Source organism: Roseateles sp. GW821-FHT09H11, from assembly GCF_059415845.1.
In genome coordinates, this window is sequence record NZ_JBWKOA010000004.1 from 312,617 (window position 1) to 330,075 (window position 17,459).

General features: G+C 68.4%; 19 protein-coding genes. 9 read left to right on the top strand and 10 right to left on the bottom strand.

The genetic code is table 11. From position 1 onward, the window contains the following. Positions 1-11: 11 nt before the first annotated feature. The 3 genes from AC07PR_RS15375 (at position 12) to AC07PR_RS15385 (ending at position 2,217) form a co-directional block, all read left to right on the top strand. Positions 12-746, top strand: a complete 735-nt coding sequence (locus AC07PR_RS15375; RefSeq protein WP_495135779.1) for a response regulator — start codon at positions 12-14, stop codon at positions 744-746. 199 nt (positions 747-945) lie between these two features. Next, positions 946-1,506, top strand: a complete 561-nt coding sequence (locus AC07PR_RS15380; RefSeq protein ID WP_431101965.1) for an HNH endonuclease — start codon at positions 946-948, stop codon at positions 1,504-1,506. 243 nt (positions 1,507-1,749) lie between these two features. Continuing rightward, entirely contained in the window at positions 1,750-2,217 is a 468-nt protein-coding gene (locus AC07PR_RS15385) for an outer membrane lipoprotein (protein ID WP_377157203.1), read from the top strand. An 80-nt stretch (positions 2,218-2,297) separates the two neighbouring features. On the opposite strand, the gene AC07PR_RS15390 is transcribed toward AC07PR_RS15385, so the two are convergent. From AC07PR_RS15390 to cyoA, 10 genes are all read right to left on the bottom strand, one after another. Next, entirely contained in the window at positions 2,298-2,471 is a 174-nt protein-coding gene (locus tag AC07PR_RS15390) for a HepT-like ribonuclease domain-containing protein (protein ID WP_377157204.1), read from the bottom strand. Between the two features lie 7 nt (positions 2,472-2,478). Continuing rightward, on the bottom strand, positions 2,479-2,661 hold the full coding sequence (locus tag AC07PR_RS15395) for a HepT-like ribonuclease domain-containing protein (RefSeq protein ID WP_377157205.1): 183 nt from the start codon (positions 2,659-2,661) through the stop codon (positions 2,479-2,481). Continuing rightward, positions 2,658-2,948, bottom strand: coding sequence for a nucleotidyltransferase family protein (locus AC07PR_RS15400; RefSeq protein WP_377157206.1), 291 nt, complete (start codon positions 2,946-2,948; stop codon positions 2,658-2,660). The genes AC07PR_RS15395 and AC07PR_RS15400 overlap by 4 nt, the downstream gene beginning before the upstream one ends. 87 nt (positions 2,949-3,035) lie before the next feature. Then, the gene (locus AC07PR_RS15405; protein ID WP_377157207.1) at positions 3,036-3,608 is read right to left on the bottom strand and encodes a response regulator transcription factor; all 573 of its coding nucleotides are present in this window, start codon (positions 3,606-3,608) and stop codon (positions 3,036-3,038) included. Beyond that, positions 3,595-5,004, bottom strand: a complete 1,410-nt coding sequence (locus AC07PR_RS15410; protein ID WP_377157208.1) for an ATP-binding protein — start codon at positions 5,002-5,004, stop codon at positions 3,595-3,597. The genes AC07PR_RS15405 and AC07PR_RS15410 overlap by 14 nt, the downstream gene beginning before the upstream one ends. A 10-nt stretch (positions 5,005-5,014) precedes the next feature. Beyond that, positions 5,015-5,773, bottom strand: a complete 759-nt coding sequence (locus tag AC07PR_RS15415) for an SURF1 family protein (RefSeq protein ID WP_495135780.1) — start codon at positions 5,771-5,773, stop codon at positions 5,015-5,017. Beyond that, entirely contained in the window at positions 5,773-6,171 is a 399-nt protein-coding gene (gene cyoD / locus AC07PR_RS15420) for a cytochrome o ubiquinol oxidase subunit IV (RefSeq protein ID WP_377157211.1), read from the bottom strand. The genes AC07PR_RS15415 and cyoD overlap by 1 nt, the downstream gene beginning before the upstream one ends. Continuing rightward, positions 6,168-6,776: a cytochrome o ubiquinol oxidase subunit III gene (gene cyoC / locus AC07PR_RS15425; protein ID WP_377157213.1), complete on the bottom strand. Its 609-nt coding sequence runs from the start codon at positions 6,774-6,776 to the stop codon at positions 6,168-6,170. Before cyoC ends, cyoD begins: the two co-directional genes overlap by 4 nt. 38 nt (positions 6,777-6,814) lie before the next feature. Beyond that, positions 6,815-8,809: a cytochrome o ubiquinol oxidase subunit I gene (gene cyoB / locus AC07PR_RS15430; RefSeq protein WP_483109045.1), complete on the bottom strand. Its 1,995-nt coding sequence runs from the start codon at positions 8,807-8,809 to the stop codon at positions 6,815-6,817. Positions 8,810-8,874: 65 nt separating this feature from the next. Beyond that, on the bottom strand, positions 8,875-9,960 hold the full coding sequence (gene cyoA / locus AC07PR_RS15435; protein WP_377157217.1) for a ubiquinol oxidase subunit II: 1,086 nt from the start codon (positions 9,958-9,960) through the stop codon (positions 8,875-8,877). 205 nt (positions 9,961-10,165) lie between these two features. Here cyoA and AC07PR_RS15440 point away from each other — a divergent pair, with 205 nt between their 5' ends. From AC07PR_RS15440 to AC07PR_RS15465, 6 genes are all read left to right on the top strand, one after another. Continuing rightward, a complete protein-coding gene (locus AC07PR_RS15440) occupies positions 10,166-11,524 on the top strand; it encodes an MFS transporter (RefSeq protein WP_377157218.1) in 1,359 nt (452 codons plus the stop codon). Between the two features lie 217 nt (positions 11,525-11,741). Beyond that, complete coding sequence (locus tag AC07PR_RS15445; protein ID WP_377157219.1) at positions 11,742-12,248, top strand: MarR family winged helix-turn-helix transcriptional regulator; 507 nt, start codon at positions 11,742-11,744, stop codon at positions 12,246-12,248. 25 nt (positions 12,249-12,273) lie between these two features. Continuing rightward, positions 12,274-14,559: an FUSC family protein gene (locus tag AC07PR_RS15450; protein ID WP_495135781.1), complete on the top strand. Its 2,286-nt coding sequence runs from the start codon at positions 12,274-12,276 to the stop codon at positions 14,557-14,559. Further along, on the top strand, positions 14,556-14,774 hold the full coding sequence (locus tag AC07PR_RS15455) for a DUF1656 domain-containing protein (protein ID WP_377157221.1): 219 nt from the start codon (positions 14,556-14,558) through the stop codon (positions 14,772-14,774). Before AC07PR_RS15450 ends, AC07PR_RS15455 begins: the two co-directional genes overlap by 4 nt. A gap of 97 nt (positions 14,775-14,871) precedes the next feature. Next, positions 14,872-15,804: an efflux RND transporter periplasmic adaptor subunit gene (locus AC07PR_RS15460; protein WP_495135782.1), complete on the top strand. Its 933-nt coding sequence runs from the start codon at positions 14,872-14,874 to the stop codon at positions 15,802-15,804. After that, positions 15,801-17,324, top strand: coding sequence for a TolC family protein (locus tag AC07PR_RS15465; RefSeq protein WP_495135783.1), 1,524 nt, complete (start codon positions 15,801-15,803; stop codon positions 17,322-17,324). Before AC07PR_RS15460 ends, AC07PR_RS15465 begins: the two co-directional genes overlap by 4 nt. Positions 17,325-17,459 lie beyond the last annotated feature (135 nt).

Genomic DNA, 17,459 nt, shown 5'->3' on the forward strand with positions numbered 1-17,459 from the left:
CCGCGATTCCCATGACCATCGTCCTCGTCGAGGACTCGCTGACCATCCGCCGCCAGCTGCTGCAGCGGCTCGACGCGGTGCCCGGGCTGCGCGTGGTCGGCGAGGCCGCCGACGAGGCCACCGCCCTGACGCTGATCGGCCACCTGCGGCCGGACGCCGTGCTGCTGGACCTGTCGCTCGCCCAGGGCGGTTCCGGCCTGGCGGTGCTGAAGGCGCTGCGCAAGCAGGGCTACAGGGGACAGGTGCACGTGCTGTCGCACCAGACCGACGCTTACCGCGCGGCGGTGCTGGCGGCGGGTGCGAACGGCTTCTTCGACAAGGCCGAGGAACTCGACGTGATGCTGTGCCAGCTGATCGGTCGGTCAGAGGTGCCCGCGCCCGAGCCACTCTCGCCCGCGGCGCTGCGGGAGCGCCTGGACCAGACGGTGAAGCTCGCGATGCGGGACGGCTCCGAAGTTGTCGTGCACATGATCGCGGGGCCGCCCGCCTCGTTGTCGCCGCTGGCGGCGCAACTGATCGTCGCGCTGGACGGCGCGGACCTGGTCGGCTGGAGCGGTGCGCCAGGCGATGCGCAGCTCTGCGTCGTGCAGATCGACAGCGACGACACGCCCACGCTGCGGGAGCGGCTGGACGCGCTGGCGCCGGAGACGCGGCTGGGACAGGCGCGGCTGCCCGACGATGCGCTCTCGGCGGGCGGGCTGGTGGCCGTCGCGGAGCTCCGGGCGCTGGGGAAATTGCCGTCCTGAGCCGTGACGAGCGTGCGACCGGGGACATGACTCGAACGGGTCAGCGCTTCCGGGTCATTCGCCGACTTGAACCTCGGCCAAAGGGCGCCTAAGTTCGGCGAACAGCTGAAATAACGTCTCGGCGGCACCACCGTGCCCGTCTGGCACTTGAGTTGCCCCCTCCGACTGGATTACTCTCTGTCGCAGGAGGTCAACGACCGTGGACGTTCTGCAGCTGGACATCTCGGGCCGACCGCAGGCCTGGATCTCGTCGAAAGAAGCAGCGGTGCTGTACGCCAGCGACGCGATCGCGTGGACGCTGGGGGCGCCCTTCCACGTCCTGCGCGGCGGGTACCAGCGTCTGACCGGCCTGCAGTCACGGATCGAGCTGCATCCGATCGTGGCAGTGCGCGGCGCGGTCCCGAGCCGCGCCTGGCGCCAGGCGCCGGCGCTCTCCAACTTCAAGCTCTTCGCGCGGGACCGCCATGTCTGCGCGTACTGCGGGCACGTGCTGCACGCCGACCTGCTGACGCGGGAGCACATCCAGCCGGTGTCGCGCAACGGCCGGGACACGTGGATGAACTGCATCACCGCCTGCCGCGCCTGCAACGGCCGCAAGGGCAACCGCACGCCGGAAGAGGCGCACATGTCGCTGCTCTACCTGCCCTACGTGCCGAGCCTGCACGAGGACATGATCCTGCGCGGCCGCCGCATCGTGGCCGACCAGATGGAGTTCCTGCTGGCGAGCGTGCCGAAGTCGTCGCGCTTGTATCTGCTCTAGCGCGAGCGGCAGCCGGTCCTCTCATCGGGCCGCAGCGTCCCACGCACCTGGGAAGCCCCCTTGCCCGTGCTGCCGTCGCAGTCGTTCGCAAGCGCTTAAGAGGCTCCAAAGCCGACTCCTGTAGAGTCTCTCCATGCCCTGTTGCGGGCGGCATGTCCCATGCCGGCGAGGTAAAGACTTGTTGCCTGGTCAACGGAAGGTCACAGATGTTCGTTGGCCGGTGCATCGATTTGGAGAACTGAGATGAAGAAGCTGCTGATTGCCACGATGGTGGTGGCCCTGGCCGCCTGCACGACGACGAATCCCGACGTGATCCAGCGCGGCGACGCGCAGCGGCTGTCGCAGGTGCAGGACGCCACGGTGCTGTCCTGGCGGCCGGTGACGGTGGACGGCTCGCAGAGCGGGGTCGGCGCCGTTGCGGGCGCGGTGGCGGGTGGCGTGGCCGGCGGCAGCGTCGGTGGCAGCCGGGAAGGCGTGATCGTCGGTGTGCTGGGCGCGGTGGCTGGCGCGGCGCTGGGCAACGCCGTGGAGCGCAGCACGACGAAGGAACAGGCTGTCGAGATCCTGCTGCAGCTGCGCAACGGCGAACGCCGCGCGATCGTCCAGGCGCAGGGCAACGAGAACTTCGCCTCCGGCGAGCCGGTGATCATCGTCACCACCGGCGGCAAGTCGCGCGTGATGCGCGCGCCGCAGGCGACCCGGACGAACTGAGCGCCGCTCAAGGGAGCGCGTTGCACGCTCATCACGACGAAGGGGCCTCACGGCCCCTTCTTGCGTTTACATATTCACAATCAGCCATTGCCGGTCGCGGCAACCCGCAACGCTGGAAGTTGTTCCAGCAGGTTGACGATGTGCACGTCCACAGCCTCCCATACCAAGTCGACATCGATGTCGCTGGCGCTGTGGGCGATACGATTGCGCATGCCCTTCATGAGCCGCCACGGCACACGCGCGTGTGCCGTCACGAACGGCTCATGCTCCTTCAGGAGCCTCGAGGCGGCTTCTTCCCAACACCAGCACATTGAAAAGCACAGCGTGTTGCGTCTTCTGGTCTGCCAGAAAGTCGGCCTTGCCGAGTCCGGTCACATGGTTGCACGCGAAGCTCGCGGCTTCCTGCATGTGTTCCAAATGGTCGAGCACGCTGAACCTGCTCATACGGGTCGCGCCTCCGCGAGAACCTTGCTGCGATATTTGATCGGCACTTCAGGCGGCGTCAGCAGGCACACTGGAACGCCCAACGCCTCTTCGAGGTCGAGGTAGAGTCCCCCGAGATCGAACAGCGACGCCCCGGGCAGCGCGTCCACCAACAAGTCCAGTTCCTCGTTGTCCTGATCCTTGCCATGCACCACCGAGCCGTACACACGCAGGTTGGTGGTGGGATATCGGGCCACGATCGCACCCAATTGGTCTCGCTTCAGAGCGAGTGCTTCAGAGGGCTTCATTCATGCTCCTTTCGCTGCGGAAAGCTCACCGCAGTCAGAAAAGGATAAGGCCGCTCCGACGCGCTCAAAACGAGCGGTGTTGCGGAATCACTTCACCCGCTGCTTCTCGAGCTTGCGCGCCAGCGTGCGCCGGTGCATGCCCAGCCGACGCGCGGTTTCCGAGATGTTGAAGTCCGTCGCCGCCAGCGTCTCGTGGATGTGTTCCCACTCCAGCGTCTTGATGGACGTGGTCGCGCGGTCGGTGACCTCGACCTCGGCATCGCCCTGCGCGCGCGAGAACGCGGCCTCGATGTCGTCGGTGTTCGCCGGCTTGGCCAGGTAGTGCCGCGCGCCGAGCTTGATCGCCTCCACCGCCGTCGCGATGCTGGCGTAGCCGGTCAACACCACGATCACCATCTCCGGATCGTGCTCATGCAAGGTCTGCACGCACGCCAGGCCCGAACCGCCGCCCGCCAGCTTCAGGTCGACAACCGCGTACTCCGGCGCTTCCTCCGGCCCGCGGTCGGTCAGCAGCTTCTGCACCTGCTCGGCGCTCGTCGCGCGCAGCACCTGATAACCGCGGCGCTCGAACGAGCGCGACAGCGTCCGCGCGAACGCATCGTCGTCCTCGACGATCAGCAGCAGGCGGTCGGTATCGGTGACCAGGTCATCCGGCGTCATGGGCAGCATTGTCGGGGAGTCCAAGGGGGGCCAGCGCGGACAGGGGCATTCGGATTTCCACCTCGGCGCCGCCGCCCTCCTCCGCCGGCCGGTTGCGCGCCTGCAGCTTCCCGCCCAGCGAGCGCACCACGTTCAGCGCGAGGAACAGCCCCAGCCCGCCGCCCGCGCGGCCCTTGCTCGATTGATAGGGCTTGCCGAAGCGCTCCAGCATCTCGGGCAGGAAGCCCGCGCCGCGGTCGCTCACCTGCAGCACCAGCTCGCCGTCCTGGGCGAGCGCGCGCAGCGTCACCGGCCGGCCCGGCGCGGCCTCGAGCGCGTTGTCCAGCACGTTGTCGATCATCTGCTTGAGCCCGACGTCCGACACGATGCGCACCTTCGGCAGGTCCGGCGCCGGCAGGTACGCCAGGCCGTGATGCGGCCGCGTCGCGCGCCAGTGCTCCGTCAGATCGTCGAGGAAGACCTGCAGCGTGGTCACCACCGGCGCCTCGCCGCGCAGCTCGCCCGCCGACATCAGGATCCCGCTGACGATCGCCTTGCAGCGGCGCAGCTGGATCTGCATCTCCTCGATCTCCTCGCGCAGCTCCGGATCGCCGGCGAACGGCGCCATCCGCGACCAGTCGCCCAGGATCACCGACAGCGTCGCCAATGGCGTGCCGAGCTCGTGTGCCGCGCCCGAGGCGAGCAGGCCCATGCGGACGATGTGCTCCTCCTCGGCGGCGCGCTGGCGCAGGTCGGCCAAACGCGCGTCACGTTGGCGCAGGTTGCGTCCGATGCGCTGGATGAAGATCACCAGCAACGCCGCGTTGATCGCGAAGCAGATCAGCAGGCCGCCGATGTAGTGCGGCGGCAGGGCCAGCCCTTCCATGTCCGGCACCAGCAGCGGCAGGTGCCACTGCGTCAGCGCCACGAAGCAGCCGCCCGTCACCGCCACCGTGAACCAGATGTAGCGCGACGGCAGCAGCACCGCGCCCACCGCGATCTGCAGCAGGAACAGGAAGATGAAGGGATTCGTGACGCCGCCGCTGTAGTACAGCTGGCCGCTCAGCACCGCGATGTCGACGAGCAGGCCGGCGAAGAGCTCGGCGTTGCGCACGCTCGGCACCCAGCGCGTGCGCAGCCAGCAGGCGACGTTGAACAGCACCAGGATCGCCAGCAGCGTCAGCATCTCCGGCATCGGCAGCCGGATGTGCAGCGCGAAGTGCACCGACAGCACCGTGCCGAACTGCCCCGCCGCCGCCAGCCAGCGCAGCTGCACCAGCTGCTGCAGGTTGTTGCGGCCGGCCTGCAGCGCGCCCTCGCCGGACGAGTCCGCGATGCCCAGCGTCCCGGCCGCGCCGTCCAGGTAGCGGCTGTCGTCGGGGTGGTCGTCGTCCGGATCGGGACGGCTCAGCGGCATGGAGGTCGCCTCAGTCCGCCGTGCGGCGGCGCTCCGCGCGCCACAGCCAGAGGCCCACGCCAGCAAGCATCGCGGCCATGGCGAACCACGTCAGCGCGTACTGCAGGTGGTGGTTGTTGAAGCGCACCACCGTCAGTCCGCCGCGCGGCCACTGGGTCTGGTCGTCCGCCGCGGCGGCGTCGACGAAGTACGGTGCCACCGGCCCCTCGACGACCTTGCGCGCCTTGGCGATCGCGTCGACATCACGCGAGTACCAGCGGTCCTCCGCCGGCACGTTCCTGCGCAGCAGGCTGCCGCCCGGCTCGCTCAGGCGCAGCAGGCCGATGACGCGATCCTCGCCCTGCGTCTCCGACGCCGTGCGCGACGCGCGCGTCTTGAATTCCGGCGGCACGAAGCCGCGGTTGACCAGCACCCAGTCGCCGCGCTCGGTGCGCAGCGGCGTCAGCACCCAGTAGCCGGTGCCGAGCTCGGTGCTCGCGCCGACCAGCGTCTCGCGCGAATGGTCGAAGGTGCCGGTGAGCGCGACCTTGCGGTACTCGTCGTCGACCTTGGTGATCGCGTCCCAGCGGTCCGCGCCGGGCGCGCGCTCGGGCGCGGCGGCCAGGCGCTTGTCCAGCCGGGCGATCAGGTCTTCCTTCCACGCCAGCCGCTGCACCTGCCAGACGCCGAGCGTCACGAAGACCGCAAACGAAAGGGCCGCGCCCAGCAGCAGCACCCAGAAGGCGATGCCGCGGCGCGGCCGCTGCGGTTCCGGAGGGAACGCCGTCATCAGGGCATGTTGCGCATGTCGTGGACCGGCATCATGTTGCTGTTCAGGTGGAACATCACCCAGATCGAGCCGGCCAGCATGATCACCACGACGGCGATCGTGAAGATCAGCGACAGCATGGACCAGCCGCCCTCGACCTTCGAGTTCATGTGCAGGAAATAGACCATGTGGACCACGATCTGCACGACCGCGAAGCCCAGCAGCACGATGCCCATCGCCGCCGACGAGGAGATCGACTTGGTCATCACCAGGAAGAACGGGATCGCCGTCAGGATCAGCGACAGGATGAAGCCGATCAGGTAGCCCTTGACGGTGGCGTGGTAGCCGACGTCCTCGTGGTCATCGTGGCCGTGGCCATGCGCGTCATGACCGTGGTCGTGTTGGTGGTTGTTGCTCACGGCAGCACTCCCATCAGATAAACGAAGGTGAAGACACCGATCCAGATCACGTCCAGGAAGTGCCAGAACATCGACAGGCAGATCAGGCGGCGCTTGTTCTCCTTGGTCAGGCCCAGCTTGGAGACCTGGATCATCAGCGTCACCAGCCAGATGCAGCCGAAGGTGACGTGCAGGCCGTGCGTGCCGACCAGCGTGAAGAACGAGGAGAGGAACGCGCTGCGCTGCGGACCCGCGCCTTCGTGGATCAGGTGCGCGAACTCGTAGAGTTCCACCGCCAGGAAGCACAGGCCGAGCACGCCGGTGATCGCCAGCCAGGCCAGCGTGCCGGTCTTCTTGTTGCCCAGCATCTTGATCATGGCGAAGCCATAGGTGATCGAAGACAGCAGCAGGAAACCGGTGTTCAGCGCCACCAGCGGCAGGTCGAAGAGGTCGGCGCCCGACGGGCCGGCCGCGTAGCTGCGGCCCAGGACCGCATACGTCGCGAACAGCACCGCGAAGATGAGGCAGTCGCTCATCAGGTAGATCCAGAACCCGAGGAGCGTGCCGTGCTGCGGGTGGTGGTCGCCGTTGTCGTAGAACACCGGCGCGCCGGTGTTGTTCGTCATGGTCGTTGCTTGCATGTTGGAGTTCGCTCGCTGCGCAATCAGGCCTGGGCGGCCAGCACCTTGGTGCGGGCTTCTTCCGTGCGGGCCACTTCATCCGCGGGGATGTAGTAGTCACGCTTGTAGTTGAAGGTATGGACGATCGCCGCGATGACGGTCACCGCGAAGGCGACACCCGCCACCAGCCACATGTGCCAGATCAGGGCGAAGCCGAACAGCGTCGACAGGCCGGCCAGGATCACGCCGGCGCCGGTGTTCTTCGGCATGTGGATCTCCTTGAAGCCGCCGACCGGACGCTGGTGTCCGCGGGTCTTCATGTCGTGCCACGCGTCGTGGTCGTGGACCACCGGCGTGAACGCGAAGTTGTACTGCGGCGGGGGCGACGAGGTCGACCACTCCAGCGTGCGGCCCTGCCACGGATCGCCGTCGAAGTCGCGCAGCTGGTCGCGCTTGAAGTAGCTCACCACCAGCTGGATCAGGAAGCTGCCGATGCCGGCCGCGATCAGCAGCGCGCCGAAGGCGGCGATCTGGAACCAGATCTGGAAGGACGGATCGTCGAAGTGGCTCATGCGGCGCGTCACGCCCATCAGGCCGAGCACGTACAGCGGCGTGAAGGCGACGAAGAAGCCGATCTGCCAGAACCAGAACGAGCACTTGCCCCAGAACGGATCCAGCTTGTAGCCGAAGGCCTTCGGGAACCAGAACGAGATGCCCGCCAGCAGGCCGAACAGCACGCCGCCGATGATCACGTTGTGGAAGTGGGCGATCAGGAACAGCGAGTTGTGCAGCACGAAGTCGGCCGGCGGCACCGCCAGCAGCACGCCCGTCATGCCGCCGATCACGAAGGTGACCATGAAGCCGACGGTCCAGTACATCGGGACCTCGAACTTGATGCGCCCGCGGTACATCGTGAACAGCCAGTTGAAGATCTTCGCGCCCGTCGGGATCGAGATGATCATCGTCGTGATGCCGAAGAACGAGTTGACGCTGGCCCCCGACCCCATCGTGAAGAAGTGGTGCAGCCACACCAGGTAGGACAGGATCGTGATCACGACGGTCGCGTAGACCATCGACGCGTAGCCGAACAGCTTCTTCTGGCTGAAGGTCGAGACGACTTCAGAGAAGATGCCGAAGGCCGGCAGCACCAGGATGTAGACCTCGGGGTGGCCCCAGATCCAGATCAGGTTGATGTACATCATGGCGTTGCCGCCAAGATCGGTCGTGAAGAAGTTGGTGCCGACGTAACGGTCCAGCGACAGCAGCGCCAGGGCCGCGGTCAGGATCGGGAACGAGGCCACGATCAGGATGTTCGAGCACAGCGAGGTCCAGGTGAAGACCGGCATCTTCATCATGGTCATGCCCGGCGCGCGCATCTTGATGATGGTCGCGATCAGGTTGATGCCCGAGAGCGTGGTGCCGACCCCCGCGACCTGCAGCGACCAGATGTAGTAGTCCACCCCCACGCCCGGACTGGCGAGCAGCCCCGACAGCGGCGGATAGGCCAGCCAGCCGGTGCGCGCGAATTCGCCGACGAACAGCGAGGCCATGCACAGCACGGCGCCGCCGGTGGTCATCCAGAAGCTGAAGTTGTTCAGGAACGGGAAGGCCACGTCGCGCGCGCCGATCTGCAGCGGCACGACGTAGTTCATGAAGCCCGTGATCAGCGGCATCGCCACGAAGAAGATCATGATCACGCCGTGGGCGGTGAAGACCTGGTCGTAGTGGTGCGGCGGCAGGAAGCCCAACTGGTCGCCGAAGGCGATGGCCTGCTGCGCGCGCATCATGAGCGCGTCGGCGAAGCCGCGCAGCAGCATCACCAGGCCCAGCACGATGTACATGATGCCGATCTTCTTGTGGTCGATGCTGGTCACCCAGTCGCGCCAGAAGGGGCCCCAGAGGCGGAACTTCGTCATCAGCGCGAGGAGGACGAGCCCTCCCAGCGCGACCATGGCGAAGGTGCCGATCAGGATCGGCTCGTGCAGCGGAAGCGCCTCCAGGCTGAGGCGCCCGAAGATGAGCTTTTGAACGTCAATCATCTTGGATCTCTGTTGTGCTTGCGATCCCGGCGCGGCTGGTCACAGCGAACGCACCGGGAAGCCGGTCAATTACGGGTGGCCGAGGCCTGCCATTGCGAGGCGTACTGCCCCGCGTTGTCAGGCGTGCACAGCGCGGCCACGAAGATCCGCTTCTGCTCGTTGCTCCAGGGCTTGCTGGCCAGGCCGTCGATGGCGCCCTTGCCGCCGCCGCCGGCGGCGTCGATGGCCATCATCTGGCCCATGCACATCTTGGAACCGTCGACGCAGCGATTGACGACCGCGTCGAACAGGCCGGGGGCGACGCTCGAGTAGCGGCGCACCGGCTGGCGCTCGGAGGGCTTCTCGAGATCGAGGTACAGCTCCTTGGTCAGCGCGACGCCGTCGGCCTTGTTGCGCTCGACCCAGGCGGCGAACTCGTCGTTGGACAGGCCGTGGAACTTGAAGCGCATGTGCGAGAAGCCGTCGCCGCTGAAGTTGGCGGAGAAGCCGTCGTACACGCCGGGCTTGTTGATCACCGCGTGCAGCTGGCTCTGCATGCCGGGCATCGCGTAGATCATGCCGGCCATGGCGGGCACGTAGAACGCGTTCATCACGGTCGACGAGCTGATCTTGAAGTGGATCGGGCGATCCACCGGCGCCACCAGTTCATTGACGGTCGCCACGCCCTGGTCCGGATAGATGAACAGCCACTTCCAGTCCAGCGCCACGACCTCGACGTTCAGCGGCTCGACACCGGCGGGGATCGCGCGCTGCGCGTCCAGCCGTTCCAGCGGGCGGAAGGGGTCGAGCTTGTGGGTGCTGATCCAGGTCATCGCGCCCAGCGCGATGATGATCAGCAGCGGCGCGCCCCAGATGATCAGTTCCAGACGGGTCGAATGGTCCCACTCCGGCGAGTAGGTCGCCTGGGTGTTGGACGCGCGGTAGCGGAAGGCGAAGACCAGCGTGAGGATGATCACCGGGACGATGATCAGCAGCATCAGCAGCGTCGATGCGACGATGAGCTGCGCCTGCTGGTTCGCGATGTCGCCCGAAGGTTTCATCACGACCATGTTGCAGGCGGTGAGGGGCAGCGCCAGGGCCAGCAGCCCGAGACGGGCCAGTGACCGGATGGGGCCGGCGGGACTTGTTTTTGCAGATGCTTTGAGGTACATGGGACTCAGCAGACCATCAGGCGTAGTTCACGCGGAACCCCCTTCCTCGCCTCGGGTTCCCGTCAGCGGAAACCGGGTGGGGTTTCTTCCGAAGGGAAAGCGATAAAGGGGAAAACGACACTTGTCGACCGTTGCACGCCGGGCGCAGATTTTGCCCGATTGACCAAAGCTAACTATTGGACATTTTGTCCCAGGTAGGAGACGTATGAACAGCAGCACCCTTCCGACAGCCGGGCAACACCTCGCGACCGTGGGGCAGCCGCTGCCGCGAGGCAGCGGGGTGGCGACGAAAGAGGAACAGGACGCGGTCGCCCCGGGCGACATCGCGGTGGGCGTGGTGATCGGACGGGCGTCCGAGTACTTCGACTTCTTCGTCTACGGCATCGCCTCGGTGCTGGTGTTCCCGTCGATCTTCTTCCCGCACATGGAGCGGCTGGAAGGGACGCTGTACGCCTTCGCGCTGCTGGCGCTGGCCTTCGTGGTGCGGCCGATCGGCACGCTGGTGGGCATGGAGATCCAGCGGCGCTTCGGCCGCAGCGTGAAGCTCACGGTGGCGCTGTTCCTGCTGGGGATCTCGACCTGCACGATCGCCGTCCTGCCCGGGTTCAACACCTGGGGCGGCGCGGCCATCGGCCTGCTGGCGCTGTGCCGGATCGGTCAAGGCCTGGCCCTGGGCGGCTCCTGGGACGGCCTGCCCTCGCTGCTGGCGCTGAACGCCCCCGAAGGCCGGCGCGGCTGGTACGCGATGCTCGGGCAGCTCGGCGCGCCGATCGGCTTCCTGATCGCCGCGGCGCTCTACGCCTACCTGTGGAGCAGCCTGGCGACCATCGACTTCCTGAGCTGGGGCTGGCGTTTCCCGTTCTTCGCCGCGTTCGCGATCAACGTCGTGGCGCTGTTCGCACGTCTGCGCCTGGTCGTGACGCACGAGTACGAGAAGAACCTCGAGGAGCATGAGCTCGACCCCTGCGACGTCGACGAGCTGTTCGAGAAGCAGGGCGCCACCCTGTTCATCGGCGCGTTCGCGGCGCTGGCCAGCTATGCGCTGTTCCACATCGTCACGGTGTTCCCGCTGTCGTGGGTGATGCTGTACGGGGACCAGAACGTCACCCAGTTCCTGGTCGTGCAGATCATCGGCGCCCTGCTGGCGGCGGGGGCCATGCCCATCTCCGGGCTGATCGCCGACCGGATCGGCCGGCGCAGCACGCTGGGCATGCTGGCCACGACGATCGGCATCTTCAGCCTGTTCGCCCCGATCCTGCTGGACAGCGGGACCATGGGCCAGAACATCTTCATCCTGGTCGGCTTCGTGCTGCTGGGGCTGTCGTACGGCCAGTCCTCGGGCGCGGTGACGTCCAACTTCCTGCCCCACTTCCGCTACACGGGCGCGGCGCTGACCTCGGACCTGGCCTGGATCATCGGCGCGGCCTTCGCCCCGCTGGTGGCGCTGGGGCTGTCGGCCAAGTTCGGACTGTGGGCGGTCACCGCCTACCTGCTGTCGGGCTCCATCGTCACGCTGGTGGCGCTGCGGACCAACCGCATGCTGACGATGAAAGACAAGGATTGACCCCCGGCGCGTCCGACGCCTTGCGCGCCTGACGCCCAAAGTCGCTACACGGGCTTGACAGCCCGCGACGCGAAAAAGCAACGGCCGATCGAGAGATCGGCCGTTTTCTTTTGTACCTCGCCCACCGCGCACCGCGCTCGCCCGCCCGAGGCTGGTTTGAAGGACCACAAAAACCCTACTGAATTAGATAGCAAGCTACCTAATTAGAATCGCGGTCATGACGTCCTCGAACTCCAAGCCCCCTCGCACCTTGACGCGCACCGCGCGCGAGACCGCGCTGATGTCGATCGGCATGACGCTGCCCGTGCTGGAGCGGGCGTACCGCGCGAAGGCCAACCTGGCCATGGCCCATGTCGGCCTGTCGCAGGCGCTGGCCTGGCCCCTGGTGATGATCGGTCGCCGCGGCGACGGCCTGCGGCAGGGCGAGCTCGCGACGCTGCTGAGCATCGAGGGCCCGTCGCTGACGCGTTCGGTGGACCAGTTGATCACCGGCGGCTTCATCGAGCGCCACGAGGATCCCGACGACCGTCGCGCCAAGACGCTGCACCTGACCGCCTTGGGCGCGGACGCCTGCGAGCAGATCGAGGACACGCTGCGCGACCTGCGCAACGCGCTCTACGAGGGCATCCCGGACGCCGACATCGAAGCCGCGCTGCGCGTCTTCGCCACGCTGTCCGAGCGCGTCGGCGCGCCGAAGGCGATCGTGCCGCCGCGGCGCAAGTGACGCCGACTTCCGCAGCCCCTCAGTCATGAAGTTCCCCGCCCTTTCCTTGCCATCGCTGCGCATGCCGTCGCTGCCGCCCCTCCTGCGGCCGCGTTTCACCCGCGCCGAGTGGATCTTCTCGTTCAAGGCCTTCGCCGGCGCGATGCTGGCGGTGTGCCTGGCGAGCTGGGCCGGTCAGCCACACCCCTTCTGGGCCATGATGACGGCGTACATCGTCGCCAACCCCATGGCGGGCGCCGTGCGGTCCAAGGCCGTCTTCCGCTTCTGCGGCACGCTGGTCGGGGGCACGGCGGCAGTGCTGCTGGTTCCGCGATTCGCCCATGCGCCGGAACTCCTGAGCCTGGCCCTGGCGTTGTGGGTCGCGGGCTGCCTGACCCTGTCGCTGCACGACCGCACGCCGCGCGCCTACGCCTTCATGCTGGCGGGATATACGGCGGCATTGATCGGCTTCCCGTCCGTGGACGCACCGTCCTCGATGTTCGACACCGCCGTCGCCCGTGTCGAGGAAATCGGCCTGGGCGTGCTCTGCGCCACGCTGGTCCACAGCCTGGTCTGGCCCACCAGCCTGGCGATGTCGGTACTCGGGCTGCTGGATCGCACGCTGGACGACACGCGCGGCTGGCTCACGGACATCGTCTCGCGCCGTGACGGCCGGACCGACCGCCGCCGGGTCGCCGGCGACATCACGCAACTGCGGCTGCTGTCCACGCACATCCCCTTCGACACCGGTCACCTGCGATGGACTGCGGAGGCCGTGCACGCGATGCAGGACCGCGTCGCCGCGTTGACGCCGCTGCTGGGCAGCATCGAGGACCGCCTTCAGGCGCTGGAGGCGCATGGCGGCGTGCCGGAAGACGTGCAGGCGCTGCTGGACCGCCTCGGCCCCTGGCTGGCGCTGTCCGCCGCCGATGCGCAGGCGCAACTGCCGGCGCTGCGCGCGCAACTCGCCGCCTTGACGGGCGACGCGCCGCGCGGACAACTCGCCGACGATCCCTGGGCCCGGCTGCTCCGCCTCGCGCTGGCCGAACGACTGTCCCAATTGCTCGACGGCTGGCTGCACAGCGTGCAACTGAGGGCCGACATCGACCGCGGCCTCGCGGGTGCCGCCGTGCCGTTGCGACCGTCGCCCGCGCCGAGCGGCGCAAAGCTGCACGTGGATCTGGGCATGGCGCTGTGGTCCGGCGCGGCGGCGCTGATCGCGATCCTCGTCTGTTGCGCCTTCTGGATCCTCACCGGATGGTCGTCGGGGTCGGGGGCCGCGCTGATGGCCGCGATCTTCTGCTGTTTCTACGCCTCGATGGACGACCCGGTGCCCGCGATCAATGGCTTCCTCACCTGGACCCTCTGGTCGCTGCCGGTCGGCGCGTTCTTCGTGCTCGTGGTGCTGCCGCTGGTCCAGGACATGTGGACCCTGGCCGTGTTGTGCGCGCCGGTGTTCCTGGTGCTCGGCGCCTTCCTTGGACGTCCGTCGACCGTTGGAGCCGCGCTGCCGTTCCTGTTCGGTGTCATGGGCACCCTGGTGATGCACGACTCGGCGCAGGCCGACCTGACGAGCTTCGTGAACGGAACGCTGGCCCAACTGGCCGGCGTTTTCGTGGCCTCGCGCGTGACACGGCTGATGCGCTCCGTCGGCGCGGACTGGAGCGCCCGCCGCATCCAGCGCGCGACCTGGCGCGAGCTCGACGACCTGGCCCGCCTGCCGCGATCCGCCGGCCGCGCGCAGGCCTACCTGCTGCGCATGCTGGACCGCATCGCGCTGCTCGCCCCGCGCGTGGCGCAGGCGGGCGGCTCGGTGCCGGGCGTCCCGACCGACGATGCGCTGCACGACCTGCGCGTCGGCGCCGACCTCGTGGCGCTCCAAGGCGCGCGCGGCCAGTTGCCGGGCGAGGTGACCCTGCCGCTGCAGCCCTTGCTGACGGCCATCGGCGACTGGCAGCGCGCGCGCATCGCCGGCGACGCCGACGCGATCGCATCGCCACCCGCCCTTCTGCTGGATCGACTGGACACGGCGCTCGCGCGTCTCGTCGAGGTCTATCCCACGTCCCGGTCGCTGCCGGCCGAAGCGATTCCGGCCGCCAGCGCGCTGACAGGCCTGCGTCGCAACCTGTTCCCGCAGGCGTCGGAGCCGCGACTGCCCATCGACGCGATCGTTTCCCCCGAGGGGCCGGATCGATCCGGAGAGGACGGACTTGCCGACGAGATGGAACCGACCGACGGGAGCGAACCCATCGAAACGACCGACACGACCGACACGACCGCTTCGAGCGGCTCGAGCGGCTCGAGCGATCTGAACAAGGAGAACCCGGCATGACCGGCGCAGTGGATTTCTTCGGGCTCTACCTGCCCTGGCTGATGCCGCTCGCGGCGCTGGCGCTCCTGGCGCTGTCCGCCGTGCGGCGGCTGCTCGCATGGGCCGGCGCATACCGCTGGATCTGGCATCCGGCGCTGTTCGACCTCGCGGTCTACGTGCTGCTGCTGTGGGCCTTGAGCGTCGCCTCGCTGCGCGTGCTGCACGGGCCGGGATGACGACGCTGACGACCTGCCGCCTTCAACGAGCGACCTCTCCGCATGAGCGGTCGACCGATCCACGCATGAACGACTCCGGAAACCTGGACTCCACGACATGAAGCCTTCTTCCTTCCCCCTGCGCCGCGCGATCTCGATGGTGGTCACCCTGGCGGCGGTCGGCGGCGCCCTGTGGGCGGCCGGCAAGCTCTGGGACCGTTACGAGCTCCAGCCCTGGACACGCGACGGCCGCGTGCGCGCCAACGTCGTGCAGATCGCCCCCGATGTGTCCGGCCTCGTCACCGCCGTGCCGGTGCAGGACAACCAGCAGGTGGCCGCCGGCGCGCTGCTGTTCGAGGTCGACCGCGCGCGCTACGAGCTGGCGCTGCGGCAATCGCAGGCGCAGCTGTCGGCGCAGAAGGTCGCGCTGGCGCAGGCGCTGCGCGAGGCCGATCGCAACAAGGGACTCGGCACGCTGGTCTCACAGGAAGCGAGTGAGCAGACCCGCAGCCGCGCCGAGCAGGCGCGCGCCGCCGTCGCACAGGCCGAGGTGGCCGTCGACAGCGCCAAACTCAATCTGGCGCGCGCCGAGATCCGCGCGCCATCCGCCGGCACCATCACCAACTTCGACCTGCGCCAGGGCGCCTATGCGACCGCCGGGCATGCGGTGCTCGCGCTCGTGGATGCGGGCTCGCTCTACGTCGAGGGCTACTTCGAGGAAACCAAGCTGCCGCGCATCCACGTCGGCGACGCCGTCGAGGTCAAGCCGATGGGCGCGAGCCGCGCGCTGACGGGCCGCGTGGAGAGCCTCTCCGCCGGCATCGCCGACCGCGACCGCAGCACCAGCGCCAACCTGCTGCCCAGCGTGAACCCGACCTTCAACTGGGTGCGACTGCCGCAGCGCGTGCCGGTGCGGGTCAAGCTCGATCCGCTGCCGGCGGGGGAGCGGCTCGTCGCCGGTCAGACAGTGACGGTGCAGGTGATCTCCGGCGCGACGGCCAAGGCAACGGCAACGGCGGGCTCGACAGCAAAGGCGGAGTTGAAGTCATGAGCGTCGTGATGAGACCGCTGCTGGCGGTGATCGCCGCCGCGGCGTTGGCGGCGTGCTCCACCACGCCGAAGGGACCGCACTATCAGGTGCCCGCCGACGCCGTCGTGATGAAGCCGCGCGCATCGGCGCCCTTCCTTGAACAGGCACGCGCCGCGGACGCCGCGAAGATGGCGAGCGCCGATGCCGGCGCGGATCGGGCGGCGGCGACGCCGGTCCCCTTCGACGCGGCCCCGCTGCCGCCGCATTGGTGGCGCTTGTTCCAGGACCCCAGGCTCGACGATCTGGTGGAACGTGCCCTCGCGCGCAACACCGACCTGCGGCAGGCGGTCGCGAACCTCGAACGCGTCCAGGCCCTCGAGTCCGAAGTCGCCGGCGGCGAGAAGCCGACCGTCAGCGTCAACGGTGGTCCCAGCTACGGTCACCCGTCCGGGCTGTCGATGCTCAGGAAGGACTACGTGCCGCCCGACACCTACCGCTACAGCGCGGGCGTGGGCCTCTCGTACCAGCTCGACCTGTTCGGCCAGATCCGCCGCGCGATCGAGTCCTCGCATGCGAGCACCGAGGCGGCCTCGGCCGCGCTCGATCTCGTGAAGGTCAACGTGGCGGCGGGCACGGCGCGCGCGTATGCGGAAGCCTGCGCGACCGGTCAGCGGCTCACATCCGCGCAGCATTCGGTCGATCTGCAACGCGAGGCGATCGATGTCACCGAGCGTCTGCAGCGCGCCGGCCGTGTCGGCGAGATCGACGCGGCGCGCGCCCGCAGCCAGCTCCAGCAACTGCGGGCGGCGCTGCCGCCGTTGCTGGCTCAGCGGCAGTCGGCGCTGTACCGCCTCGCGACCCTGACCGGCGAACTGCCCGAGGACTTCCCGCGCGAGTTGGCCGACTGCCACGTCGCGCCGCAGGTGACCGGCACGATCCCCGTCGGCGACGGTGCCGCGCTGCTGCGCCGCCGTCCCGACATCCGGCAGGCCGAGCGCGAGCTGCATGCGGCGACGGCGCGCATCGGCGTCGCGATCGCGGACCGTTATCCGAAGATCAGCCTGGGCTTGTCGGCCGGCTCGGCGGGCACGCTCGCGGGCTTCGGCAAGAGCGACACGCTGAGCTGGAGCCTGGGGCCGCTGATCTCGTGGACGCTGCCCAACAACGGCATTGCGGACGCGCGGATCGCACAGGCTGAAGCCGGCACGCGGCAGGCCGCGGCCCGCTTCGACGGTACCGTGTTGAACGCGCTGCGCGAGACCGAGACAGCCCTCAACCAGTACGCCCGCGAACTGGACCGCCGCGCGGCGCTGCAAGCCTCGCGCGACGAGGCGGCGATCGTCGCCGGACAGGCGCGGCGCCTCTACCAGGGGGGCAAGGTCGCCTACCTGGACGCGCTCGACGCCGAGCGCGCGCTCGCCGCGAGCGATGCCGCGCTGGCCGCCTCCGAGGCCACGCTGATCGATGAGCAGGTGCAGCTGTTCCTCGCGCTGGGCGGCGGTTGGGAGTCGGTCGAGCCCGCGACGCAGGCCGCGCGCTGACAAAAAAAAGGCGGTCCTTCGCGGGACCGCCTTCTTCTGACTTCACCGGCTGCTGGCCTTCACTCCCACCCTCTCCCGCAAGCGGGAGAGGGAGCAAGTGTGAGAGCGCTCGCGCCGCCTCCTCCCCGGCCGCCC

Bases quoted from the DNA above. Each gene is read 5' to 3' on its own strand.
- AC07PR_RS15375 (WP_495135779.1), top strand. From the start codon at position 12: ATGACCATCGTCCTCGTCGAGGACTCGCTGACCATCCGCCGCCAGCTG.
- AC07PR_RS15385 (WP_377157203.1), top strand. From the start codon at position 1,750: ATGAAGAAGCTGCTGATTGCCACGATGGTGGTGGCCCTGGCCGCCTGC.
- AC07PR_RS15395 (WP_377157205.1), bottom strand. From the start codon at position 2,661: ATGAGCAGGTTCAGCGTGCTCGACCATTTGGAACACATGCAGGAAGCC.
- AC07PR_RS15400 (WP_377157206.1), bottom strand. From the start codon at position 2,948: ATGAAGCCCTCTGAAGCACTCGCTCTGAAGCGAGACCAATTGGGTGCG.
- AC07PR_RS15405 (WP_377157207.1), bottom strand. From the start codon at position 3,608: ATGACGCCGGATGACCTGGTCACCGATACCGACCGCCTGCTGCTGATC.
- AC07PR_RS15410 (WP_377157208.1), bottom strand. From the start codon at position 5,004: ATGCCGCTGAGCCGTCCCGATCCGGACGACGACCACCCCGACGACAGC.
- AC07PR_RS15415 (WP_495135780.1), bottom strand. From the start codon at position 5,773: ATGACGGCGTTCCCTCCGGAACCGCAGCGGCCGCGCCGCGGCATCGCC.
- cyoC (WP_377157213.1), bottom strand. From the start codon at position 6,776: ATGACGAACAACACCGGCGCGCCGGTGTTCTACGACAACGGCGACCAC.
- cyoB (WP_483109045.1), bottom strand. From the start codon at position 8,809: ATGATTGACGTTCAAAAGCTCATCTTCGGGCGCCTCAGCCTGGAGGCG.
- cyoA (WP_377157217.1), bottom strand. From the start codon at position 9,960: ATGTACCTCAAAGCATCTGCAAAAACAAGTCCCGCCGGCCCCATCCGG.
- AC07PR_RS15440 (WP_377157218.1), top strand. From the start codon at position 10,166: ATGAACAGCAGCACCCTTCCGACAGCCGGGCAACACCTCGCGACCGTG.
- AC07PR_RS15445 (WP_377157219.1), top strand. From the start codon at position 11,742: ATGACGTCCTCGAACTCCAAGCCCCCTCGCACCTTGACGCGCACCGCG.
- AC07PR_RS15450 (WP_495135781.1), top strand. From the start codon at position 12,274: ATGAAGTTCCCCGCCCTTTCCTTGCCATCGCTGCGCATGCCGTCGCTG.
- AC07PR_RS15455 (WP_377157221.1), top strand. From the start codon at position 14,556: ATGACCGGCGCAGTGGATTTCTTCGGGCTCTACCTGCCCTGGCTGATG.
- AC07PR_RS15460 (WP_495135782.1), top strand. From the start codon at position 14,872: ATGAAGCCTTCTTCCTTCCCCCTGCGCCGCGCGATCTCGATGGTGGTC.
- AC07PR_RS15465 (WP_495135783.1), top strand. From the start codon at position 15,801: ATGAGCGTCGTGATGAGACCGCTGCTGGCGGTGATCGCCGCCGCGGCG.